This window comes from Streptomyces sp. TSRI0281 (genome assembly GCF_001905125.1).
In the GTDB taxonomy this organism is placed as follows: domain Bacteria; phylum Actinomycetota; class Actinomycetes; order Streptomycetales; family Streptomycetaceae; genus Streptomyces.
Genome location: NZ_LWLE01000038.1, coordinates 387,599 through 409,642 on the forward strand (window position 1 = coordinate 387,599; position 22,044 = coordinate 409,642).

The window sequence follows — 22,044 nt, forward strand, 5'->3', positions numbered from 1 at the left end:
TGAATCCTCGTACCGCCGAAGGCAGTGCCGCACGTCACAGACGTGCCAAAGTGCGAGACGCGTGGCCCAAGCGACGGGTGCGACCGATAAACTGGACGACGGTACGTAGCCGGGCGCAGCTCCCGGGCGTACCACCAATGATCAGCCAGCAGCCGCTGCAACCCCAGGGAGCGATGTGTCCCGCCGTCTCTTCACCTCGGAATCTGTCACCGAGGGTCACCCCGACAAGATCGCTGACCAGATCAGCGACACGATTCTCGACGCGCTCCTGCGCGAGGACCCCGCCTCGCGCGTCGCCGTCGAGACCTTGATCACCACCGGTCTGGTGCATGTCGCGGGTGAGGTCACGACCAAGGCCTACGCCGACATTCCCAACCTCGTGCGCAACAAGGTTCTGGAGATCGGCTACGACTCCTCGAAGAAGGGCTTCGACGGCGCATCCTGTGGCGTCTCGGTGTCCATCGGTGCACAGTCCCCGGACATCGCCCAGGGCGTCGACACCGCGTACGAGAAGCGCGTCGAGGGTGCCTCCCAGAGGGATGGGGAGGACGAACTCGACAAGCAGGGCGCGGGCGACCAGGGCCTGATGTTCGGTTACGCCTGCGACGAGACGCCCGAACTGATGCCGCTCCCGATCCACCTGGCGCACCGGCTCTCGCGCCGGCTGTCCGAGGTCCGCAAGAACGGGACCATCCCGTACCTGCGCCCCGACGGCAAGACCCAGGTCACCATCGAGTACGACGGTGACAAGGCCGTCCGCCTCGACACGGTCGTCGTCTCCTCGCAGCACGCGAGCGACATCGACCTGGACTCGCTGCTCGCGCCCGACATCCGTGAGTTCGTCGTCGAGCACGTCCTGGCGCAGCTCATCGAGGACGGCATCAAGCTGGACACCGAGGGCTACCGCCTCCTGGTGAACCCGACCGGCCGCTTCGAGATCGGCGGCCCGATGGGCGACGCCGGGCTGACCGGCCGCAAGATCATCATCGACACCTACGGCGGTATGGCCCGCCACGGTGGCGGCGCCTTCTCGGGCAAGGACCCCTCGAAGGTGGACCGTTCGGCGGCGTACGCGATGCGCTGGGTCGCGAAGAACGTCGTCGCCGCGGGCCTCGCCTCCCGCTGCGAGGTCCAGGTCGCGTACGCGATCGGCAAGGCCGAACCGGTCGGGCTGTTCGTCGAGACCTTCGGTACGGCAGCCATCGAGAGCGAGAAGATCGAGCACGCCATCGGCGAGGTCTTCGACCTCCGCCCGGCCGCGATCATCCGCGACCTCGACCTGCTGCGGCCGATCTACGCCCAGACCGCCGCGTACGGCCACTTCGGCCGCGAACTCCCCGACTTCACCTGGGAGCGCACCGACCGCGTGGACGCCCTGCGCCGCGCCGCGGGCCTGTAGGACCGTCGCGCAGTCACGGCTTGCCGGGGCCCGGACACCGATCGTGGTGTCCGGGCCCCGGTGTCGTGACGCCCGGCGCCGCTGTCAGTGCCGTCTGGTAGGAATTTGGCTGTGAGCAGCGACGACGAGCAGTCCGCAGGACCCGAGGCCGGGGTCCCGGAGCAGCTTGCGCTGATCCGGGAGACGGTCCGCAGGGCGAAGGTGCCCCGCGCCAAGCCACGGACCTGGCGCGGCGCCGCGCTGGCCAAGGAGCTGCCGGTCGCCCGTGTCCTGGTGAACAAGGGCGTGCTCCATCTCGACCAGTACTTCGACTACGCGGTCCCGGAGGAGCTCGACGCCGACGCGCGGCCGGGCGTGCGGGTGCGCGTGCGGTTCGGGGCCGGGGGACGCAATGTGCGGGACGGGCGGCGTGAGGGCGGCGGGCTGATCGACGGGTTCCTCGTCGAGCGCGTGGCCGAGTCGGACTATCAGGGGGCGCTCGCCGCGCTCGCCTCCGTCGTGTCGCCGGAACCCGTGCTCGGACCGGAGCTGCTCGCCCTGTCACGGGCGGTCGCCGACCGGTATGCGGGCAGCCTCGCCGATGTGCTCCAACTCGCCGTGCCGCCGCGCAACGGGCGGGCCGAGTCCAAGCCCTCCCCGGAGCCCCTGCCGCCGCCGCCGGCGCCCCTGCCGGGCACGTGGGAGCGGTACGGGCAGGGGCCCGCGTTCCTGCGTGCGCTGGCCGAGGGCGGTGCGCCGCGGGCCGTGTGGACGGCGCTGCCGGGCCCGCACTGGCCGCAGGAGATCGCTCTGGCGGTGGCGGCGACGCTCTCCTCGGGACGCGGCGCGCTGGTCGTCGTACCGGACGGGCGGGTCGCGGGCCGGGTGGACGCCGCGCTGACCCAGGTGCTCGGGGCGGGACGGCACGCACTGCTCACCGCCGACTCCGGGCCCGAGAAGCGCTACCGCCAGTGGCTCGCCGTGCGCCGGGGTTCGGTACGGGCGGTCATCGGGACACGGGCCGCGATGTTCGCCCCCGTCGCGGATCTCGGCCTGGTCGCCATCTGGGACGACGGGGACTCCAGCCACAGCGACGACAACGCCCCCTTCCCCCATGTCCGCGAGGTCCTGGAGCTGCGGGCCGCGCACGGCCGGTGCGGCTTCCTGCTCGGCGGGACGAGCTGCACCGTGGAGGCCGCCCAGCTCGTGGAGAGCGGCTGGGCGCTCCCGCTCGGCGCGGACCGTGAGCAGCTCAGGAGGGCGGCGCCCCTGATCCGTACGGTCGGGGACGGCGAGCTGGCCCGGGACGGCGCGGCGAAGACGGCGCGGCTGCCCAGCCTGGCCTGGCAGACCGTACGGGACGGGCTGCGCGGCGGTCCGGTACTGGTCCAGGTCCCGCGCCGGGGTTACGCCCCACGGCTCGCCTGCGAACGCTGCCGCACCCCGGCCCGCTGCCGGCACTGCGCCGGGCCGCTGGAGGCACCCGACCAGCAGGACCTCGACTGCTCCTGGTGCGGACGCGCCGAGCGTGCCTGGCACTGCACGGCCTGCGGGTCCACCCGGCTGCGCGCGCAGATCGTCGGGGCCCGCCGGACCGCCGAGGAGCTGGGCCGCGCCTTTCCCGCCGTGCCGGTACGGACATCGGGGCGTGACCACATCCTGGACGCGGTGCCGGGCGCTCCCGCGCTGGTCGTCAGTACGCCGGGGGCCGAGCCCGTCGCCGAGGGCGGGTATGCCGCCGCGCTGCTGCTCGACGGCTGGGCGATGCTCGGCAGACCCGATCTGCGGGCGGGGGAGGACGCGCTGCGCCGCTGGACGGCCGCGGCGTCGCTGGTCCGGGGGCAGGACGAGGGCGGCACGGTGGTCATCGTGGCCGAGCCGACGCTGCGGCCGGTGCAGGCGCTGGTGCGCTGGGATCCGGCGGGGTACGCCCGGCGCGAGCTGGCCGAGCGGGCCGAGCTGGGCTTTCCGCCGGTGTCCCGGATGGCTTCGGTGACCGGGCCCGTGGAAGCCCTGGCCGGTTTCCTCGCTACGGCCGGACTGCCGCCGGAGGCCGAGGTCCTGGGCCCCGTACCGGTACCGTCCGCCGAGCCGGGCAGGCCGCGCAGGCCGTGGGACGCCCCGCCCGGCGAGACCTGGGAGCGGGCGCTGATCCGGGTGGTGCCGGGACGCGGTGCGGCGCTGGCCGCCGCGCTGAAGGGGGCGCAGGCGGCGCGGATGGCCCGGGGTGGCGGAGACCCGGTACGGATCAGGGTCGACCCGCCGGACATCGGCTGAGGCCCCGGTGCCGACCGGTGGACATCGGTGCGGACGCGGTCGGCGGAGCGTGCAGACGGGACTGCCCCGCCGTGCGACCGGCACGGTGGGGCAGAGGGGACAGTGTGGGGTCAGCCGTTGCGCGGGCCGGGGAAGGCGCCGGGGCGCAGCTCCTCCCGTGCCGAAGGGGCGCCGACCGAGGGCTGCGGAGGCATCGAGCGGGCCGCGGGCACCGCGGGCAGGGTGGGCCCGGACGGGATGACGGGGGCACCGGGCATGCCGGGGGACAAGGGGCGGGGCGCCGCGGCATCGGCCGCGACGGCGGTGGAATCGGCGGCGCCGGGCTGCGGGGCGGCGCGACGGGATCCGTAACGGCGGTGCACCGCCTGCTTGGTGACCCCCAGGGCGGAGCCCACCGCGTCCCAGGAGAATCCGAGGGAACGGTCGAAGTCCACCGCCGCGGTGACCAGGGTCTCGACGCTGTCCCGCAGTTCCTGGGCGAGGCGGACGGTGGGGGCCGGGGCCCTGCCATAGACGACGAAGCCCGCTGAGGGGCCGGAGCGGCGCGGACGGTAGACATTGCCCAGCTGTGCGGTGAGGGTGCGCAGCGCGTCCACCTGCCGCCGGACCCGCTCGATGTCCCGCACCAGGAGATGCAGGCTGGCCCGCGCTTGGGCGTCGTGGGTTGCGTGGTCGGCCATGAAGAAGCCTCTCGAACCGGCGTTGAAAGGGATCGGGCCGCACCGTGGCGGCCCGCTTCGGTCAATCTCCTTTGACCAACGCGTCAGCCGGGTATGTGGTCACGCTATCGGGGCGTATGTGCATATGCGCGGGGCGCACAGGCGCGCGTACGCCCCCCGGTAGGAGTAGAACGTGAGCCCCTCGGGGCTGCCGTCACGCACCCGCAGGGGATACCGGGAGTGCCCTTAGACTGGTGCGTTGCTCGTCACCGTACGTCTTGGCCCGAGAGGCAGTCAGCCACCCATGAAGCTCGTCTTCGCCGGCACCCCCGAGGTCGCCGTCCCCGCCCTGGACGCCCTGATCGCCTCCGACCGGCACGAGGTGGCCGCCGTGGTGACCCGCCCCGACGCACCCTCGGGGCGCGGTCGCCGGCTGGTCGCCAGCCCCGTCGCCGAGCGGGCGGCGGAGGCCGGGATCGAGGTCCTCAAGCCGGCCAGGCCGCGGGACGAGGAATTCCTGGCCCGGCTGCGGGAGATCGCGCCGGACTGCTGCCCCGTCGTCGCCTACGGTGCGCTGCTCCCCAAGGTCGCGCTCGACGTGCCCGCCCGCGGCTGGGTCAACCTGCACTTCTCGCTGCTGCCCGCCTGGCGCGGCGCCGCGCCGGTCCAGCACTCCGTGATGGCCGGGGACGAGGTGACCGGAGCGTCGACCTTCCTGATCGAGGAGGGCCTCGACTCCGGTCCGGTGTACGGCGTCCTCACCGAGGAGATCCGTCCCACCGACACCAGCGGCGACCTGCTCACCCGGCTCGCCTTCGCCGGTTCCGGGCTGCTCGCGGCGACGATGGACGGCATCGAGGACGGCACGCTGCACGCCGTCCCGCAGCCGGCCGAGGGCATCTCCCTCGCCCCGAAGATCACCGTCGAGGACGCCCAGGTGCAGTGGTCCGACCCGGCTCTGCGGGTGGACCGGGTGGTGCGCGGGTGCACCCCGGCGCCCGGCGCGTGGACGCTCTTCCGGGGGGAACGGCTCAAGCTGATCCAGGCCGCACCGGTCCTGGACCGTGCCGATCTGGCCCCCGGCGAGCTCTCCGCCGCCAAGAACAACGTGTACGTCGGCACCGGTTCGCACGCCGTCGAGCTGCTCTGGGTCCAGCCGCAGGGCAAGAAGCCGATGAAGGCCGCCGACTGGGCGCGCGGGGTGCGGATCGCTCCGGGGGAGCTGCTCGGGGCGTAGGTGCCGGGGCCCGGGACGGCGACGTACGCTGGGGAGGTTCGCCCCCTCACCATCAGCGGAGCACCTTTCACGTGAACGACCAGCCGCGTCGCCGTCCTGCCAAGCCCCACCGCCGTCCCCAGAAGGACCCCGTCCGGTTCCTCGCCTTCGAGGCGCTCAGGGCCGTCGACGAACGTGACGCCTACGCCAACCTCGTCCTGCCCCCGCTGTTGAAGAAGGCCCGTGCCAAGGGCGACTTCGACGCGCGGGACGCGGCCCTGGCGACCGAGCTGGTCTACGGGACGCTGCGCCGTCAGGGTACGTACGACGCGATCGTCGCCGCCTGCATCGACCGGCCGCTGCGCGAGGTCGACCCGCCGGTCCTCGATGTGCTCAACATGGGCGTCCACCAACTGCTCGGCACCCGCATCCCGACCCACGCCGCCGTCTCCGCCAGTGTGGAGCTGGCCCGGGTGGTGCTGGGCGAGGGGCGCGCGAAATTCGTCAACGCGGTGCTGCGCAAGGTCTCGGCGCACGACCTCGACGGCTGGGTGGAGCGTGTCGCCCCGTCCTACGAGAAGGACGCCGAGGACCACCTCTCCATCGTCCACTCGCACCCGCGGTGGGTCGTCTCCGCGCTCTGGGACGCCCTGGGCGGCGGCCGGGCCGGGATCGAGGACCTGCTCGAAGCCGACAACGAACGGCCCGAGGTGACGCTCGTCGCCCGCCCCGGCCGCTCCACCACCGATGAGCTGCTGGAGGCTCTCGGCGAGGAGAACGGCCTGCCCGGCCGCTGGTCGCCGTACGCGGTACGGATGGCCGAGGGCGGCGAGCCGGGCGCCCTGACCGCTGTCCAGGACGGCAGCGCGGGCGTTCAGGACGAAGGCAGCCAGCTCGTCGCCGCCGCTCTCGCCAACGCTCCGGTGGAAGGCAACGACACCCGCTGGCTGGACGGCTGCGCGGGTCCCGGGGGCAAGGCCGCCCTGATGGCCGCGCTCGCGGCCGGCCGCGGCGCCGCCCTCGTCGCGGCCGAGAAGCAGCCGCACCGCGCCCGGCTGGTCGAGCGGGCGCTGGCGGGCAACCCCGGCCCGTACCAGGTGATCACGGCGGACGGCACCCGTCCGCCGTGGCGGCCCGGCACCTTCGACCGGATCCTGATGGACGTCCCCTGCTCGGGCCTCGGCGCGCTGCGCCGCCGTCCGGAGGCCCGCTGGCGGCGCCGGGCGGCGGACCTGGAGAGCTTCGCCCCGCTGCAACGCGGGCTGCTGCGCGAGGCATTGAAGGCCGTCCGGATCGGTGGGGTCGTGGGGTACGCGACCTGCTCGCCGCACCTCGCGGAGACCCGGGTCGTCGTGGAGGACGTACTCAAGGGCCGTGGCGGAGAACCGGTGCGGGCGGAGTGGGTCGACGCCCGTCCGCTGATGCCGGGAGTGCCCGCGCTGGGCGACGGACCCGACGTCCAGCTCTGGCCGCATCTGCACGGCACGGACGCGATGTACCTCGCCCTGCTGCGCCGGACCGGCTGAATTCCGCCTACGAAGCCGGTAAAAGAACAGTAAAGCGCAGGCAAAATGCCGGGATTGCGTGGACTGTGATGATCGCGTGAGGCTTTGGGGCGCATCGAGGCGGGGAACCGGCCGGGAACGTGGCAGGCTTGGGTGCATGGCCCAGATCAACCCCAGCATCCTGTCCGCCGATTTCGCGCGTCTCGCCGAGGAGGCGAAGGCCGTCGAAGGCGCCGACTGGCTCCATGTCGACGTGATGGACAACCACTTCGTGCCCAATCTGACGCTCGGGGTGCCGATCGTCGAGGCGCTGAGCAAGGCCACGGACACGCCGCTGGACTGCCATCTCATGATCGAGGACGCGGACCGCTGGGCTCCGCGGTACGTCGAGGCGGGCGCCGGTTCCGTCACCTTCCACGCGGAGGCGGCGGCGGCGCCGGTACGGCTGGCCCGGGAGATCCGTGCGAAGGGGGCGCGCGCCTCGATGGCGCTCAAGCCCGCGACGCCCATCGAGCCCTACGAGGACCTGCTCCCCGAGCTCGACATGCTGCTGATCATGACGGTCGAGCCGGGCTTCGGCGGCCAGGCGTTCCTGGACATCATGCTGCCGAAGATCCGCCGCACCCGTGAGCTGATCTCCAAGCACGGCCTCGAACTGTGGCTCCAGGTGGACGGCGGAGTGTCGGCGGCCACCATCGAGCGGTGCGCCGAGGCCGGGGCGGATGTCTTCGTCGCCGGCTCGGCGGTGTACGGGGCGGCCGACCCGGCCGCCGCGGTGACGGCGCTGCGCGCGCAGGCGGACGCGGCCACGACCGCGGCGCCCTGGGCGTGCGGCCACTGAACCAAGCGCAGATGAACGTGGCCCGACGGGGCCGATCAAGGATCGCCGGATCTGACAGGATGAGCGGCGTATCGGGCGTGTGAACAGCAGTGAGGAGATCGCGGTGTCTGGCATCTCGGCGGGTCGGTCAGCCATGCGGATGGGACCCGCGGAGCTGGTGCAGGCGGCGGCCATGGCCCGCCGGTTCTACCTTGAGGGAAAGTCGAAGATCCAGATCGCCGAGGAGTTCGGCGTCAGCCGCTTCAAGGTGGCCCGGGTCCTGGAGACGGCTCTTGAGCGTGATCTCGTACGGATCGAGATCCGGGTACCGGCCGAGCTGGACGCCGAGCGCTCGGACGCGCTCCGTGCGCGCTACGGACTGCGGCACGCGGTGGTCGTCGAGTCCCCGGCGGAGGAGAAGGAGGACGCGGCCGACCCGGAGAACCTGGGCGAGGTCGCGGCCGATCTCCTGGGTGAGCTGGTGAACGAGGGCGATGTGCTGGGCCTGGCCTGGGGCCGGTCCACCATCCACATGGCGGCGGCGCTCGACCAGCTCCCGCCGTGCACGGTCGTGCAGCTCACCGGGGTGTACGACGCGGGGACGGCCGAGCGCGGTTCGGTCGAGGCGGTCCGCCGGGCCGCCCAGGTGTCCGGCGGTGAGGCGCACCCGATCTACGCGCCGATGCTGCTGCCGGACCCGGCGACGGCGGCCGCGCTGCGCCATCAGACGGGTATCGCCCGCGCCTTCGAGTACTTCGACAAGGTGACGGTCGCCGCGGTCTCGATCGGTTCCTGGGAACCGGGCATCTCCACGGTCCACGACATGCTCTCGGACGAGGAGCGGTCCCACTACGCCTCGCTCGGGGTCGCCGCTGAGATGTCCGCGCACCTCTTCGACTCCGAGGGCCGCCGGGTCGGCCGTGACCTGGGCGAGCGCTGCATCACCGTGGAGGCGGACCGGCTGCGCCGGATCCCCGAGGTGGTGGCCATCGCGGGCGGCCAGCGCAAGGCGGCGGCGATCGGTGCCGTACTGCGCTCCGGCCTGGTCACCAGCCTGGTGACGGACACGGCGGCGGCCGACTATCTGCTCACCGAGTCGCCGGCCGGATCGCGCCCGGCACTGGAGCGGGCCGACCCGGACGGCGAGTGACCCGAGCACTCGGGGACGGACGGACATGACGGAGGCCGGGCGCTGTGCGAGCGCCCGGCCTCCGTCGTGCCGGTCTCAGACGGTGCGGTGCCCGTCCGCCGCGCACGGCACCGCGTGGTCCCCGGCGATGCCCAGCACCGTCTCCTCCAGATACTGCTCGGGCCTCTCGTACTGGCTGACGTCGGCCGGGTTGTAGCGCGGGGTCTGCCGGGACCAGTCCAGATTGCCGCGCATCCAGCTTCGCATGCCGTCGAGGTAGGGCACGAGCATCCCGGAGAGCTCGGGATAGAGCTCCAGCAGCTCGTCCTCCGCGGTCAGGAACCGCTCGGTCTCCGTCGCTATCCTCGCCGCGACGTGGTCCAGCGCCTGCTGTTCCCCGAGGCCCCGGTGGTGGCGCACCAGATGGACGAGGTTGTGGATCTCGCCGAGCACCTGCTCCTTCTCGAAGGAGTACACGTCATTGGCCCAGCACACGACATTGCACGAGGCTTCCAGGGCGGTGATGAACCGGGGATCGTTGTGGATCGACTCCGGTGCCTCGATTCCGGCCACGATCTCTATCAGGTCCATGCAGACCTGGATGGCCCCGGTGTGCCGCCGGTTGGCGATGTACGTCTCCTCGGACGGCACCACGTCGTCGGCCCTGTTCCCGGCCTCCCAGGTGGTGGCCGTCGTGAGGTACATGACCAGATGCCAGGCGAAGCGGGTGCGCCAGTGCGCCGCGGCACTCGGAGTCGTACGTTCCCAGAGGTCGGCCAGGGCGGTCACGGCCGCCGGGACCTCCTCGCCGGGCAGCGGGGCGGGGGCGGTCCCGTCCACCACGGCGCGCATCCGGTCGACCACGTCGCGTACGCGTTCGGGGCTGCGGCCGAGGTGGCCGTCGTCGAGCTGGTCGTCGACGAGGAACAGCCAGACGAACCAGTCGGCCACCAGATCGAGGTGTTCCCTGTCGGCCGTCGGGTAGACCATGCCGACGAACGCACCGAAATCGGCCTGTTCGAAGCGGTTTCTCGCCGACTCGCGGTGCACCAGTCCGGTACGGCGGGTCCAGGCGTCAATATGGTCCCGGGTGTGACCGACATGCGGGTTGGTCCGCTGCGGGAACGGGCAGTAGATGTCCGGCAGTTCGCTGTCCACAGGCGGATCTGGATCCTCTCCGGTCAAACGGGCGTGTCGGGTTCTTCGACAGCGCCTGCACGACGCTGCGCTGACCCCCGAGACCTGCGGATTTGAAGCTACCTGACCCCTTGTCACGGGTCCAGGGATGGTGATCACGAATGGTTCGATTTCCCTTCGGGTAGGGTCTGTGGGTAAGGCAGGTTCCACTTGCCCGGCCCCCCGACCGCCTCCTTGGAGGAACACACGAAAGCGGGGGTCTTTTGCTGTGTCTTCGTGGAAACGACCTGCACCGTTTCGTATGAAAAAATGAGTGTTATGCGTTTTCTTGAGCCGGGCACCGGTCGTTACACAGAGTCCCCCTCGGTCCCTTACGACCTCACGTACGACGATGTCTTCATGGTCCCGGGCCGCTCGGCGGTCGGATCCCGGCAGGCCGTGGACCTCACCTCACCCGACGGCACCGGCACCACCATCCCGCTCGTCGTCGCGAACATGACCGCGATCGCAGGCCGCCGGATGGCGGAGACCATGGCCCGTCGCGGCGGCCTCGTCGTCATCCCCCAGGACATCCCGATCGAGGTCGTCACCGACGTCGTCACCTGGGTCAAGACGCGCCACCTCGTCCTCGACACCCCGATCGTGCTGGCCCCCGGCCAGACCGTCGCCGACGCCCTGTCGCTGCTGCCCAAGCGCGCCCACGGCGCCGGTGTCGTCGTCGACGCGGAGCAGCGGCCCGTCGGTGTCGTCACCGACCACGACCTGACCGGTGTCGACCGCTTCACCCAGCTGTCCGAGGTCATGTCCAAGGACCTGGTGCTGCTCGACGCGGACATCGACCCGCGCGAGGCGTTCAACAAGCTCGACGGAGCCAACCGCAAGCTCGCCCCCGCGGTCGACGCGGGCGGCAGACTCGTCGGCATCCTCACCCGCAAGGCCGCACTGCGCGCCACCCTCTACACCCCGGCCACCGACGCCGCGGGCAAGCTGCGCATCGCCGCGGCCGTCGGTATCAACGGCGACGTCGCGGGCAAGGCCAAGCAGCTCCTGGACGCGGGCGTGGACACGCTCGTGGTGGACACCGCGCACGGTCACCAGGAATCCATGATCAGCGCGGTCAGGGCCGTCCGGGCGCTCGACCCGAAGGTGCCGATCGTCGCGGGCAACATCGTCGCCGCCGAGGGGGTGCGCGACCTCATCGAGGCCGGCGCGGACATCATCAAGGTCGGTGTCGGCCCCGGCGCCATGTGCACCACCCGGATGATGACCGGCGTGGGCCGCCCGCAGTTCTCCGCCGTCCTGGAGTGCGCCGCCGAGGCGAAGAAGTACGGCAAGCACGTCTGGGCCGACGGTGGCGTCCGGCACCCCCGCGATGTCGCCATGGCCCTCGCCGCCGGCGCGTCCAACGTGATGATCGGCTCCTGGTTCGCGGGTACGTACGAGTCGCCCGGCGATCTCCAGCAGTCCGCCGACGGCCGCTACTACAAGGAGTCCTTCGGGATGGCCTCGGCGCGCGCCGTGAAGAACCGTACGTCGGAGGAGTCCTCGTACGACCGCGCCCGCAAGGCGCTCTTCGAGGAGGGCATCTCCACCTCGCGGATGTTCCTGGACCCGACCCGTCCGGGCGTCGAGGACCTGATCGACTCGATCATCGCGGGCGTCCGCTCCTCCTGCACGTACGCCGGTGCCGCCTCTCTGGAGGAGTTCGCCGAGAAGGCGGTCGTCGGGGTGCAGAGCGCCGCCGGTTACGCCGAGGGCAAGCCGCTGCACGCCAGCTGGAGTTGATCCCGCCCGATCCGCAACCCGCCTGCCCCTCCCGGTGATTCATGCCGGGAGGGGCAGCCGCGTTCCGGGGTTCGCGCGATGGTCGAAGAGTGTTCGTTTCCGGCCGTCCGGAGAGCCTTTGATGCGCTTCAAGTCTGTTGAGATATAAGTAATATGAAGCACAATCAACTGCCTATCTCTCTGTGGTAAGGGATCTCATGTCCTTCTTCACCGATCTGGCCCATCAGTTCATCGACGGTGAGTGGAGGCCGGGGAAGGGGTCCTGGGACATCATCGACTTCAACCCGTACAACGGGGAGAAGCTCGCCTCCATCGCCGTCGCCACGGCCGATGAGGTGGACCAGGCATACCGCGCGGCGGAGCGGGCCCAGCGGGCGTGGGCGGACACCAACCCGTACGCCAGACGGGCCGTGCTGGAGAAGGCGCTGCGGATCGTCGAGGAGCGCGAGCCGGAGATCAGCGAGGCGATCGTCGCGGAGCTCGGCGGCACCCGGCTGAAGGCGGCCTTCGAACTGCATCTGGCCAAGGAGTTCCTGCGCGAGTCCATTCAGCTCGCGCTGCGGCCGTCCGGGCAGATCCTCCCCTCGCCGACCGAGGGCAAGGAGAACCGGGTCTACCGGGTGCCGGTCGGCGTCGTGGGTGTCATCAGCCCCTTCAACTTCCCCTTCCTGCTCTCGCTCAAGTCGGTCGCTCCCGCGCTGGCGCTCGGCAACGCCGTCGTCCTCAAGCCGCACCAGAACACCCCGGTCTGCGGCGGCACCCTGCTGGCCAAGGTGTTCGAGGACGCGGGGCTGCCCGCCGGACTCCTGAACGTCGTGATCACCGATATCGCGGAGATCGGCGACACCCTGCTGGAGCACCCCGTGCCGCAGGTCATCTCGTTCACCGGGTCGGACAAGGTCGGACGGCACGTCGCCACCGTGTGCGCGGCCAGCCTCAAGCGGGCCGTCCTCGAACTGGGCGGCAACAGCGCGCTGATCGTGCTCGACGACGCCGATGTGGACTACGCCGTCGACGCGGCGGTCTTCAGCCGTTACGTGCACCAGGGACAGGTCTGCATGGCGGCCAACCGGATCCTGGTCGACCGTGCGGTGGAGCGGGAGTTCACCGAGAAGTTCGTCGCCAAGGTCGCGTCGCTGACGGTCGGCGACCCGGCCGACCCCGCGACCCAGATCGGCCCGCTGATCAACTCCTCGCAGGCCGAGGCCATCTCCAAGCTCGTCGACCAGACCGTCGCGGCCGGTGCGACGGCCCTGCTGCACGGCCGGGCCGACGGCAACGTGGTCAGCCCGTCGGTGCTGACCGGCCTCGCCGCCGACTCGCCCGTCCTGCACCAGGAGATCTTCGGGCCGGTGGCCCTGCTGGTGCCCTTCGACGGTGAGGACGAGGCGGTCCGGATCGCCAACGACACCCCGTACGGGCTGAGCGGCGCCGTGCACACCGGCAACATCGAGCGCGGGGTGCGGGTCGGGCAGCGCATCCACACCGGCATGATCCACATCAACGACGGCACCGTCCACGACGAGCCCATCGTTCCGTTCGGCGGCGAGAAGAGCTCCGGTCTCGGACGGCTGAACGGCGATTCGATGATCGAGGCGTTCACCACCCAGAAGTGGATCTCGGTACAGCACGGCCGCTCGCAGTTCCCGTTCTGACCGGTCACCCGCTGCGCCGGGCGCGCCCGGGACGGGCGCCGCATGGTCTACTGCGGGGGCGGCACCGCCGCCCCCGCCGCAGTCCCATCGCAGAGAAGTGAACCGCCCGACGTGCGCCTGAACGACCTCGACGAACGCATCGTCCACGCCCTCGCCGAAGACGCCCGGCGCAGCTACGCCGACATCGGCGCGATCATCGGGCTCTCCGCTCCCGCGGTGAAACGCCGCGTGGACCGGCTGCGCGCCGAGGGAGCGATCACCGGATTCACCGTGCGGGTGGACCCGGCGGCGCTGGGGTGGGAGACCGAGGGGTTCATCGAGATCTACTGCAGCCGCAACACGTCGCCGGAGGCGATCAAGCAGGGACTCGCCCGGTATCCGGAGATCGCCGCCGCCTCCACGGTGACGGGGGACGCCGACGCGCTCGTACAGGTCTTCGCCGCGGACATGCGCCACTTCGAGCAGGTGCTGGAGCGGATCGCCGGCGAGCCGTACGTGGAGCGGACGAAGTCGGTGCTGGTGCTGTCGCCCCTGCTGCGGCGCTACTCGGCGGGGCCGCCGCCCGCCTGACGCCCCTCGGGCCGGGCCGTCCCGATGCTTCTGCCGCCCCTGCCGCCCCTGCCGCCCGTCCGGGGTCCGGGCGTCCGTCCGGGCTCAGGGCTTTGGGTCGCCGGGGCGTCGCGGGGGCGCTGCGTCCGCAACCGCCGGACCGATACGGACCGCCGTCCCCGCCCTCTGCGCCGAGACCCATGTCACCCTTCTGACCTGCGACGATGCCGCGCGCAATAAATCACCGCGAGGCGCCCGTCACGCGCAACGAATCGACGGTGGATGCGCAACGGTCGCGCCTTGTCCGGGGTGATCGCCGCCCCGTACCTTCGATACGTCTCCCCACCCCGCCCCACCCCGCCCGAGGTCAGCCATGCCGCCGTTGCGTACCGCCCTGCTCCAGAGCTCCGGCCGGCCCGGTGCCGTGGACGAGAACCTGAAGGTGCTCGACGAGGCCGCCGGGCGCGCCGCCGCGGCCGGGGCGCGGCTGCTGGTCGGCCCGGAGATGTTCCTCACCGGATACGCCATCGGTGACGCCGTTCCCCGGCTGGCCGAGCCCGCCGACGGCCCCGGCGCACAGGCCGTCGCGGACATCGCCCGACGGCACGGACTCGCCGTCCTGTACGGCTACCCGGAGCGCGCCGGTGAACCGATCTTCAACGCGGCCCAGCTCATCGGCCCCGACGGGACCCCGCTGGCGAACTACCGCAAGACCCATCTCTTCGGCGGCTTCGAGCAGGAGTGGTTCACCCCCGGCGAGCGACCCGTCGTCCAGGCCGAACTGGACGGAGTCCGCATCGGCCTGCTCATCTGCTACGACGTCGAGTTCCCGGAGAACGTCCGGGCGCACGCCCTCGCCGGAACCGACCTGCTGCTGGTGCCCACCGCCCAGATGCACCCGTTCCAGTTCGTCGCCGAGTCCGTCGTGCCGGTACGGGCCTTCGAGAGCCAGATGTATGTGGCGTACGTCAACCGGACCGGCCCGGAAGGCGAGTTCGAGTTCGTCGGGCTGAGCTGCCTGGCCGGGCCCGACGGTACCGTGCGGGCCCGCGCCGGACGCGGCGAGGAACTGGTCGTCTCCGATGTGGACCCCGCGTTCCTGAGTGCCTCGCGCGCCGCCAACCCGTATCTGCACGACCGCCGCCCCGGTCTGTACGGCTCCCTCGCCTGAGCCCGTCCCCTTCTTCTTTCCGTACCCGCAAGGAGTCCGTACCCCATGACGTCCACGGTGCCCAACGCCGTCCAGCACACCGACGCGGCCCCGCCGATCACCATGTTCGGGCCGGACTTCCCCTACGCGTACGACGACTTCCTCGCCCACCCGGCGGGCCTCGGCCAGATTCCCGCGACCGAGCACGGGGCCGAGGTCGCCGTCATCGGCGGCGGGCTCTCCGGCATCATCACCGCGTACGAGCTGATGAAGATGGGCCTGCGGCCCGTCCTGTACGAGGCCGACGAGATCGGCGGCAGGCTGCGCACCGTCGGGTTCGACGGCTGCGACCCCGCGCTGACCGCCGAGATGGGCGCCATGCGCTTCCCGCCGTCGTCCACGGCGCTCCAGCACTACATCGACCTCGTGGGACTGGAGACCCGGCCCTTCCCCAACCCGCTCTCCCCGGCCACGCCGTCGACCGTCGTGGACCTGAAGGGCGAGTCGCACTACGCCGAGACCATCGCCGATCTGCCGCAGGTCTACCGCGAGGTCATGAACGCCTGGAACTCCTGCCTGGAGGAGGGCGCCGACTTCTCCGACATGAACCGGGCCATGCGCGAGCGCGATGTGCCGCGCATCCGGGAGATCTGGGCGAAGCTCGTCGAGAAGCTCGACAACCAGACCTTCTACGGATTCCTCTGCGACTCCGACGCCTTCAAGTCCTTCCGGCACCGGGAGATCTTCGGGCAGGTCGGGTTCGGCACCGGGGGCTGGGACACCGACTTCCCCAACTCGATCCTGGAGATCCTGCGGGTCGTGTACACCGAGGCCGACGACCACCACCGGGGGATCACCGGCGGCAGCCAGCAGCTGCCGCTGCGTCTGTGGGAACGCGAACCGCGGAAGATCGTGCACTGGCCGCTCGGTACGTCACTGGCCTCGCTGCACGGCGGCGAGCCCCGCCCCGCCGTGACCCGGCTCAACCGCACCGCCAAGAACCGCATCACGGTCACCGACGCCACCGGGGACATCCGCACCTTCCGGGCGGCCGTCTTCACCGCGCAGTCCTGGCTGCTGCTCTCCAAGATCGACTGCGACGACGCGCTCTTCCCCATCGACCACTGGACGGCGATGGAGCGCACCCATTACATGGAGTCGTCCAAGCTGTTCGTCCCGGTCGACCGGCCGTTCTGGCTGGACAAGGACGAGACCACCGGCCGCGACACCATGTCGATGACGCTCACCGACCGGATGACCCGGGGCACGTACCTCCTGGACAACGGCCCCGACGAGCCCGCCGTGATCTGTCTGTCCTACACCTGGTGCGACGACAGCCTGAAGTGGCTGCCGCTCTCCGCGAACGAGCGCATGGACGTCATGCTCAAGTCGCTGGGCGAGATCTACCCGAACGTCGACATCCGCAGTCATGTCATCGGCAACCCGGTGACGGTCTCCTGGGAGAACGAGCCCTACTTCATGGGGGCGTTCAAGGCGAACCTGCCCGGCCACTACCGCTATCAGCGGCGCCTGTTCACCCACTTCATGCAGGACCGGCTGCCCGCCGACAAGCGGGGGCTGTTCCTCGCGGGCGACGACATCTCCTGGACGGCCGGATGGGCCGAGGGCGCCGTACAGACCGCGCTCAACGCCGTGTGGGGTGTGATGACCCAGTTCGGCGGTGCCACGGACGCGACGAACCCCGGCCCCGGCGACGTCTTCGACGACATCGCCCCGGTCGAGCTTCCGGAGGACTGACCGCCGCTCAAGGGCGGGACAGCGCTCAGGCGGACCGCAGGACGCTGCGCTGTCGGCCGAGGCCCGAGATCTCGACCTCCATCACATCGCCGGCGGCCAGATACGGGAAGCGGCCGGACAGCGCCACACCCTGCGGTGTACCGGTGTTGATGATGTCGCCGGGCTCCAGCACCAGGTACTGCGACAGATGGTGCACCAGATGCGCCACGCTGAAGATCATGTCCTCGGTGCCGGAGTCCTGTCGCGGCTCCCCGTTGACGTGACTGCGCAGCCGCAGCCGCTGCGGGTCACCCACCTCGTCGGCCGTCACCAGGACCGGGCCGAGCGGGTTGAACGTCGCGCAGCTCTTGCCCTTGGACCACTGGCCGCCCGACTCCTCCAGCTGGAACGCGCGCTCGGACACGTCGTTGCTGACGGCGTACCCCGCGATGTGCGCGGCGGCGTCGGCGGGGGAGTCGAGGTAGGAGGCGCGGCGGCCGATGACGACGGCCAGCTCCACCTCCCAGTCGGTCTTCTTCGAGCCGCGCGGGATCAGGACGTCGTCGTACGGGCCGACGACCGTGTTCGGCGACTTGTAGAAGAGGATCGGCTGCTCGGGCGGCAGCGCACCCGACTCCGCCGCGTGGGCCGCGTAGTTCTGGCCGATGCAGAGCAGGGCCGAGGGGCGCGCGACGGGCGCCCCGATCCGCTGCCCGGTGATGTCGGTCTCCGGAAGCTTCGGCTCGTCCGGGATCAGACGGGGGTTCTCGGCGAGCGCGGCGAGGAAATCGCCGTCGATGTCGCCGGTGATGCCCGACAGGTCGTAGTGGCGGCCTTCGGGGCAGACGAGCACCGGGCGTTCAAAACCCGGCTCGCCGACGCGCATGAGACGCATGGGGGTGAACTCTCCTGGAAGTGAAGGGGGATGGGGTGGCTGCGTGGCCGGAGCCTCAGCGCAGCCGCACCAGGGCTTCGGCCGTGACGGCGTGCAGCGGGGGACGGCCGTCCAGCAGCCGCAGCACCTCGTCGACGGCGCTCGCGCCCAGCCGCTGCCGGCACTCGACGCTGCCCGCCGCCTGGTGCGGGGTGAGCAGCACATTGGGCAGGGACCGGAAGGGGTGATCGGTGGGCAGCGGCTCCGCGTCGAAGACGTCGATCGCCGCGTCCAGCCGGCCCGAGGCCAGCTCCGCGAGGAGCGCGTCCTCGTCGACCAGCCAGGACCTCGCGGTGTTCACCAGGCCCGCGCCGTCCGGCATCAGCGCCAGTTGCCCGGCGCCGATCATCCGGTGCGTCTCCTCCGTCACGGGGGCGTGCACCGCGACGATCCGGCTGCGGGACAGCAGCGTGGGAAGGTCCACGGACTCCACACCGAGGTCCGCCGCGTCCGCCGGGGTGAGGAACGGGTCGCTCACGCTCACCCGCGCCCCCATCGCCCGCACCATCGCGATGTACGCCCGCCCGGTGCGGGAGGCGCCGATGACCCCGATCTCGCTGCCGTGGATCTCGTGACGCGGCGGCGCCTCGCTCGCTGCCGCCCACTCGGCGCCGCCCCGCAGGGCGTGGTCGAAGCGCTGGATGCGGTGGAGCAGGGAGAGGGTGAAGGCGAGGGCCACCTCCGCCACCGGCCGCCCCATCTCGTCCCCGGCCTGGGTGACCCGGACACCGCGCCGGAACACCTCCTCGGTGACGTACGGGGCGACCGCCGACCCGGTGTGCGCGACGAGCTCCAACCGGTCCGCGACATCGAGGAGTTCGGTGTCCGCCCGCGGGCTGCGCCACGATGTCACGAGCGCGCGGGCCCCGGGCATGGCCGCGAGCAGGGCGGCCCGGTCCCGGTGCTCGTCCAGCACGGTGAGATCGGCCGCCTCCTCCAGGGCCCGCCAGACCTCGGCGGTGAAGAACTGGGCCCGCAGGTGCGGAGGTACGGAGACGACCACCCGGGAGCGGTCGGCAGGATCAGGAGAGCCAGGCATCGAGGTGCTCCGCAACGAAGGCGTCATCGGTCAGCCAAGGGTATGCCTGGGCCACCCGGGTGATCTCCTCGGCCTGCCCCGGCGACAGCGTCTCGGTCGGATCCAGGCAGCGGATGTTGGCCAACAGGCCCTGACGGTGCAGGACTTCGTGCACCCCGGCGATGCAGCCGCGGAACGCGCCGCGCACATCGAAGACCGCGCTGTTGGCATCGGTCAGCTCGGTGCGCCGGGCCAGGCAGCGCACCATCGCCGCGTGGTCCCCGGCGCGCGCCGCCCGCACGTCGTCCAGGAGCGTCGCGGCGGAACTCGTCCAGACGGCCCACTGGCCCAGGAGCCCGCCCGCGAACCAGCGCCGTGTGCCGTTCGCCGTCTCGTACGGGGTGAGGAGGTCACCGATGATGTCGTCGTCGTTGCCGGTGTACAGCGCGACCTCGTCCGCACGGTCCGCGGCGGCCACGGCCCGTACGACGTCGGCGGTGCGATAGCGGTCGAACGGGGCTATCTTCACCGCGGCGGTGGACGGCAGATCGGTGAACGCCGACCAGAAACCCGGCGACAGATAGCGTCCGCCGACGGCCTCCTGGAGGTAGAAGCCGATCACCGGCAGCACCTCGCCGACGGCACGGGCCCGCTCCAGCAGGCCCTTCTCGTCGGCGCCCGGCACCGCGGGGCTGAGCAGCACCGCGTCGTAGCCGAGGGCGGCGGCGGTCTCGGCCTCGGCGACGGCCTGCGCGGTGTAGCCACAGGCTCCGGCGACCTTGATGAAGGGGCGGCCGGCCTCCGCGTCGATGGTCTCGGCGGCCAGTTCGAGCACCGGGCGCAACAGCCCGACGCCGGGCTCCCGGATCTCGAACTGGGTGGTGTGTACGGCGACGGCCACGCCACCCGCTCCGGAGGCGAGGTAGTAGCGGGTCAGCGCCCGCTGGCGGCGCTCGTCGAACGTACCGTCCGTGTGCAGCGCGAGCGGGTGGGCGGGGATCACCGCGCCGTGGGCGAGCGCGTCCAGCGCGGGCGTGGAGGTGGGGGAGGACGCGGACACCGGGGACGGCGCGGACACAGGAGAAGGAGTGGACATGGGGTGGATCAGAACCTTCCGTCACGGACCTGGAACTTGGTGGGCTTGCCGGAGAGCGGCAGCCCGCGGCGCAGCCAGTCGGCCTGCCAGGCGACGAGGGTGCGCAGCGTCACGTCCGGGTAGCCGAACAGTGCGTGGCAGCGGCTCGCGTCGGAGAGCAGCGCGGTCGGTGCCTCGGCGCCCGCGAACACCGGCTCCCGGTCGAACTCCTCGCCGAACCACTGGGCCAGGCGACGGACCGAAGCGGTCTCCGGGCCGGTGAGGTTGAGGGTGAACGCCGTACCGTCGGTGGCGTGCGGCAGGGCGCGCAGGGCGACCTCGTTCGCGTAACCCTGCCACACCACGTTGGCGTGACCGGTCGTCACATCCACCGGCTCGCCCGCCGATACGCGTGAGGCGATGTCGGCGAGCACGCCGTAGCGCAGGTCGACCGCGTAGTTGAGGCGGATGTTGGCGACCTTCGTGCCACGGGTCAGCGCGGCGTGGTCGAAGATGCGCTCCCGGCCGAGGCAGGACATCGCGTACTCGCCCACCGGACCCACCGGGTCGCTCTCCGTGCAGCCGCCGGAGGAGACCGGGACCAGGGGGTACACATTGCCGGTGGAGAACGCGGCGATCCGGGCCCCGGGCCAGCGGTGCGCCACCCGGTCCGGCATCGCGGCGTTCACGGCCCAGGCGTGCGAGGGCGCCCCGGCCGAACCGAACTTGGCGCCGACCATGAAGACGATGTTCCCGGCCTCGGGCAGCTCGCCGAGATCGGCGGCCGGGTCCATCAGGTCGAAGGCGACGGTGGAGACGCCCGCGGCCTCCAGTTCCTCGGCGGCCGCCTTGTCCGACCAGCGGGACACCGCGTACACGGTGACGTCCGTCCGGCCCGCGGCGTCCAGCGCCCGGCGGGCCAGCCGGCACAGGCTCGGCCCCATCTTGCCGCCGGCGCCGAGCACCAGCAGATCGCCCTCCAGCCCGGCGAGGTCGGCGATCAGTGCGGAGGAGGGGGTGGCGAGCCGCTCTTCGAGCGCGGCCTCATCGGTGAACATGCGTGGCTATCCCTTGATTCCGGACGCGGAGACGCCCTCGGTGAAGTAGCGCTGGCCCACCAGGTACGCGGCGAAGATGGGCACGAACGCGATGACGGAGCCGGAAAGCACCACGTTCAGCGGCACGTTCTGCTGCTGGAGCGAGGCGATACCGACGGTGAGGGTGCGCATATCGGTGGACTGGCCGATGACCAGCGGCCACAGGAAGTCGTTCCAGTGCCACAGGAAGACGAAGACACCCAGCGTGGCGAGGATCGGCTTCAGCAGCGGCAGCACGATCCGGTAGAAGATCTGCCACTCGCTGCACCCGTCGAGCCGGGCGGCCTCGAACAGCTCGTCGGGCAGCCCCTGGATGAACTGCCGCATCAGGAAGACCGCCTGGGCGTTGGCCAGGGTCGGCACGATCAGGCCCCAGTAGGTGTCGACGCCGCCCATCTTCGCGATCATCGCGAAGGTCGGGATCATCGTGACGTGGTACGGGACCATGACCATCGACAGGAACGACCAGAACATCGCCTCCCGGCCGGGGAAGCGCTTCTTGGCGAACGCGTACCCGGCCAGTGAGGCCAGCAGCAGCACACCCACGACCGAGACGACCGAATAGATCAGGGTGTTGAGCAGCCAGCGCGGCACGGCCTGGGCGTTCATGACGGTGTCGTACGCCTCGCCGGTCAGCGGCCACGGCAGCAGACTGCCGGGGAACTCGACCGCCGCGGACGGCTTCAGCGAGAGCACGACCATCGCGTAGAACGGGAAGATCGTCACGATCGCGGCCACGGTCAGCAGCGCGCCGCGGGCGATCCGTCCGGCCGGGGTGGCGCGCATGCCGTGCGGGACGGTGTCCTGCTCGGACTGCTTGCGCAGCCTGCGCTCGGCGCGGCGGCCGGCCCGGTCGCCGCCCGCGGGCGACGCCTGGGGCGCGGGCGGTGCCTTCTCGGTGTCCACAGGGCTTGCGGTCATGG

Annotated in this window: 18 protein-coding genes; 11 read left to right on the top strand and 7 right to left on the bottom strand. The window is 71.5% G+C overall.

All coding sequences use genetic code 11. From position 1 onward, the window contains the following. Positions 1-175 precede the first annotated feature (175 nt). Positions 176-1,399, top strand: a complete 1,224-nt coding sequence (gene metK, locus A6A29_RS42720; protein ID WP_073729508.1) for a methionine adenosyltransferase — start codon at positions 176-178, stop codon at positions 1,397-1,399. A gap of 111 nt (positions 1,400-1,510) precedes the next feature. Next, the gene (locus A6A29_RS42725) at positions 1,511-3,655 is read left to right on the top strand and encodes a primosomal protein N' (RefSeq protein ID WP_073729510.1); all 2,145 of its coding nucleotides are present in this window, start codon (positions 1,511-1,513) and stop codon (positions 3,653-3,655) included. 110 nt (positions 3,656-3,765) lie between these two features. Here A6A29_RS42725 and A6A29_RS42730 read toward each other — a convergent pair whose 3' ends face one another. Further along, positions 3,766-4,335: a hypothetical protein gene (locus tag A6A29_RS42730; protein WP_073729512.1), complete on the bottom strand. Its 570-nt coding sequence runs from the start codon at positions 4,333-4,335 to the stop codon at positions 3,766-3,768. 283 nt (positions 4,336-4,618) lie between these two features. Between A6A29_RS42730 and fmt the strand changes: the two genes are divergently transcribed. From fmt to A6A29_RS42750, 4 genes are all read left to right on the top strand, one after another. Beyond that, positions 4,619-5,551 (top strand): methionyl-tRNA formyltransferase, encoded by a 933-nt coding sequence (fmt, locus tag A6A29_RS42735; protein ID WP_073729514.1) that lies wholly within the window; start codon positions 4,619-4,621, stop codon positions 5,549-5,551. Between the two features lie 71 nt (positions 5,552-5,622). Further along, a complete protein-coding gene (locus A6A29_RS42740) occupies positions 5,623-7,056 on the top strand; it encodes an RsmB/NOP family class I SAM-dependent RNA methyltransferase (protein ID WP_073729516.1) in 1,434 nt (477 codons plus the stop codon). Between the two features lie 136 nt (positions 7,057-7,192). Then, positions 7,193-7,876, top strand: coding sequence for a ribulose-phosphate 3-epimerase (gene rpe, locus A6A29_RS42745; protein WP_073729518.1), 684 nt, complete (start codon positions 7,193-7,195; stop codon positions 7,874-7,876). Positions 7,877-8,015: 139 nt separating this feature from the next. After that, a complete protein-coding gene (locus A6A29_RS42750) occupies positions 8,016-9,005 on the top strand; it encodes a sugar-binding transcriptional regulator (protein WP_198953588.1) in 990 nt (329 codons plus the stop codon). Between the two features lie 75 nt (positions 9,006-9,080). Here the strand turns inward: A6A29_RS42750 and A6A29_RS42755 are convergent, their stop codons facing one another. Continuing rightward, positions 9,081-10,142, bottom strand: coding sequence for a terpene synthase family protein (locus A6A29_RS42755; protein ID WP_073729522.1), 1,062 nt, complete (start codon positions 10,140-10,142; stop codon positions 9,081-9,083). Positions 10,143-10,439: 297 nt separating this feature from the next. Between A6A29_RS42755 and A6A29_RS42760 the strand changes: the two genes are divergently transcribed. From A6A29_RS42760 to A6A29_RS42780, 5 genes are all read left to right on the top strand, one after another. Next, on the top strand, positions 10,440-11,906 hold the full coding sequence (locus tag A6A29_RS42760) for a GuaB1 family IMP dehydrogenase-related protein (RefSeq protein WP_073729524.1): 1,467 nt from the start codon (positions 10,440-10,442) through the stop codon (positions 11,904-11,906). 197 nt (positions 11,907-12,103) lie between these two features. Next, entirely contained in the window at positions 12,104-13,561 is a 1,458-nt protein-coding gene (locus tag A6A29_RS42765; protein WP_073729526.1) for an aldehyde dehydrogenase family protein, read from the top strand. 111 nt (positions 13,562-13,672) lie between these two features. Further along, positions 13,673-14,131: an Lrp/AsnC family transcriptional regulator gene (locus A6A29_RS42770; RefSeq protein WP_073729528.1), complete on the top strand. Its 459-nt coding sequence runs from the start codon at positions 13,673-13,675 to the stop codon at positions 14,129-14,131. 352 nt (positions 14,132-14,483) lie between these two features. Continuing rightward, positions 14,484-15,281 carry a carbon-nitrogen hydrolase family protein gene (locus A6A29_RS42775; RefSeq protein ID WP_073729530.1) on the top strand — a complete coding sequence of 266 codons (798 nt, stop codon included), beginning with the start codon at positions 14,484-14,486 and terminating at the stop codon, positions 15,279-15,281. Between the two features lie 45 nt (positions 15,282-15,326). Beyond that, a complete protein-coding gene (locus A6A29_RS42780; protein ID WP_073729532.1) occupies positions 15,327-17,018 on the top strand; it encodes a flavin monoamine oxidase family protein in 1,692 nt (563 codons plus the stop codon). Positions 17,019-17,043: 25 nt separating this feature from the next. Here A6A29_RS42780 and A6A29_RS42785 read toward each other — a convergent pair whose 3' ends face one another. Genes A6A29_RS42785 through A6A29_RS42805 form a run of 5 tightly spaced genes read right to left on the bottom strand, consistent with a single transcriptional unit; the run spans position 17,044 to position 22,042 of the window. Beyond that, positions 17,044-17,892: a fumarylacetoacetate hydrolase family protein gene (locus A6A29_RS42785; protein ID WP_073729534.1), complete on the bottom strand. Its 849-nt coding sequence runs from the start codon at positions 17,890-17,892 to the stop codon at positions 17,044-17,046. Between the two features lie 55 nt (positions 17,893-17,947). Next, positions 17,948-18,970, bottom strand: a complete 1,023-nt coding sequence (locus A6A29_RS42790) for a hydroxyacid dehydrogenase (protein ID WP_073729536.1) — start codon at positions 18,968-18,970, stop codon at positions 17,948-17,950. After that, the gene (locus A6A29_RS42795; RefSeq protein ID WP_073729538.1) at positions 18,954-20,045 is read right to left on the bottom strand and encodes a dihydrodipicolinate synthase family protein; all 1,092 of its coding nucleotides are present in this window, start codon (positions 20,043-20,045) and stop codon (positions 18,954-18,956) included. Before A6A29_RS42795 ends, A6A29_RS42790 begins: the two co-directional genes overlap by 17 nt. Before the next feature lie 8 nt (positions 20,046-20,053). Continuing rightward, positions 20,054-21,082 (bottom strand): NAD-dependent epimerase/dehydratase family protein, encoded by a 1,029-nt coding sequence (locus tag A6A29_RS42800; RefSeq protein ID WP_073729539.1) that lies wholly within the window; start codon positions 21,080-21,082, stop codon positions 20,054-20,056. A gap of 6 nt (positions 21,083-21,088) precedes the next feature. After that, complete coding sequence (locus A6A29_RS42805; RefSeq protein WP_073729541.1) at positions 21,089-22,042, bottom strand: carbohydrate ABC transporter permease; 954 nt, start codon at positions 22,040-22,042, stop codon at positions 21,089-21,091. Between the last annotated feature and the right edge of the window lie 2 nt (positions 22,043-22,044).

Coding starts and splice junctions, on each gene's coding strand:
- A6A29_RS42785 (WP_073729534.1), bottom strand. CDS start 17,892: ATGCGTCTCATGCGCGTCGGCGAGCCGGGTTTTGAACGCCCGGTGCTC.
- A6A29_RS42730 (WP_073729512.1), bottom strand. CDS start 4,335: ATGGCCGACCACGCAACCCACGACGCCCAAGCGCGGGCCAGCCTGCAT.
- A6A29_RS42790 (WP_073729536.1), bottom strand. CDS start 18,970: ATGCCTGGCTCTCCTGATCCTGCCGACCGCTCCCGGGTGGTCGTCTCC.
- A6A29_RS42750 (WP_198953588.1), top strand. CDS start 8,016: ATGGGACCCGCGGAGCTGGTGCAGGCGGCGGCCATGGCCCGCCGGTTC.
- A6A29_RS42765 (WP_073729526.1), top strand. CDS start 12,104: ATGTCCTTCTTCACCGATCTGGCCCATCAGTTCATCGACGGTGAGTGG.
- fmt (WP_073729514.1), top strand. CDS start 4,619: ATGAAGCTCGTCTTCGCCGGCACCCCCGAGGTCGCCGTCCCCGCCCTG.
- A6A29_RS42795 (WP_073729538.1), bottom strand. CDS start 20,045: ATGTCCACTCCTTCTCCTGTGTCCGCGCCGTCCCCGGTGTCCGCGTCC.
- A6A29_RS42805 (WP_073729541.1), bottom strand. CDS start 22,042: ATGACCGCAAGCCCTGTGGACACCGAGAAGGCACCGCCCGCGCCCCAG.
- rpe (WP_073729518.1), top strand. CDS start 7,193: ATGGCCCAGATCAACCCCAGCATCCTGTCCGCCGATTTCGCGCGTCTC.
- A6A29_RS42760 (WP_073729524.1), top strand. CDS start 10,440: ATGCGTTTTCTTGAGCCGGGCACCGGTCGTTACACAGAGTCCCCCTCG.
- A6A29_RS42800 (WP_073729539.1), bottom strand. CDS start 21,082: ATGTTCACCGATGAGGCCGCGCTCGAAGAGCGGCTCGCCACCCCCTCC.
- A6A29_RS42775 (WP_073729530.1), top strand. CDS start 14,484: ATGCCGCCGTTGCGTACCGCCCTGCTCCAGAGCTCCGGCCGGCCCGGT.
- A6A29_RS42780 (WP_073729532.1), top strand. CDS start 15,327: ATGACGTCCACGGTGCCCAACGCCGTCCAGCACACCGACGCGGCCCCG.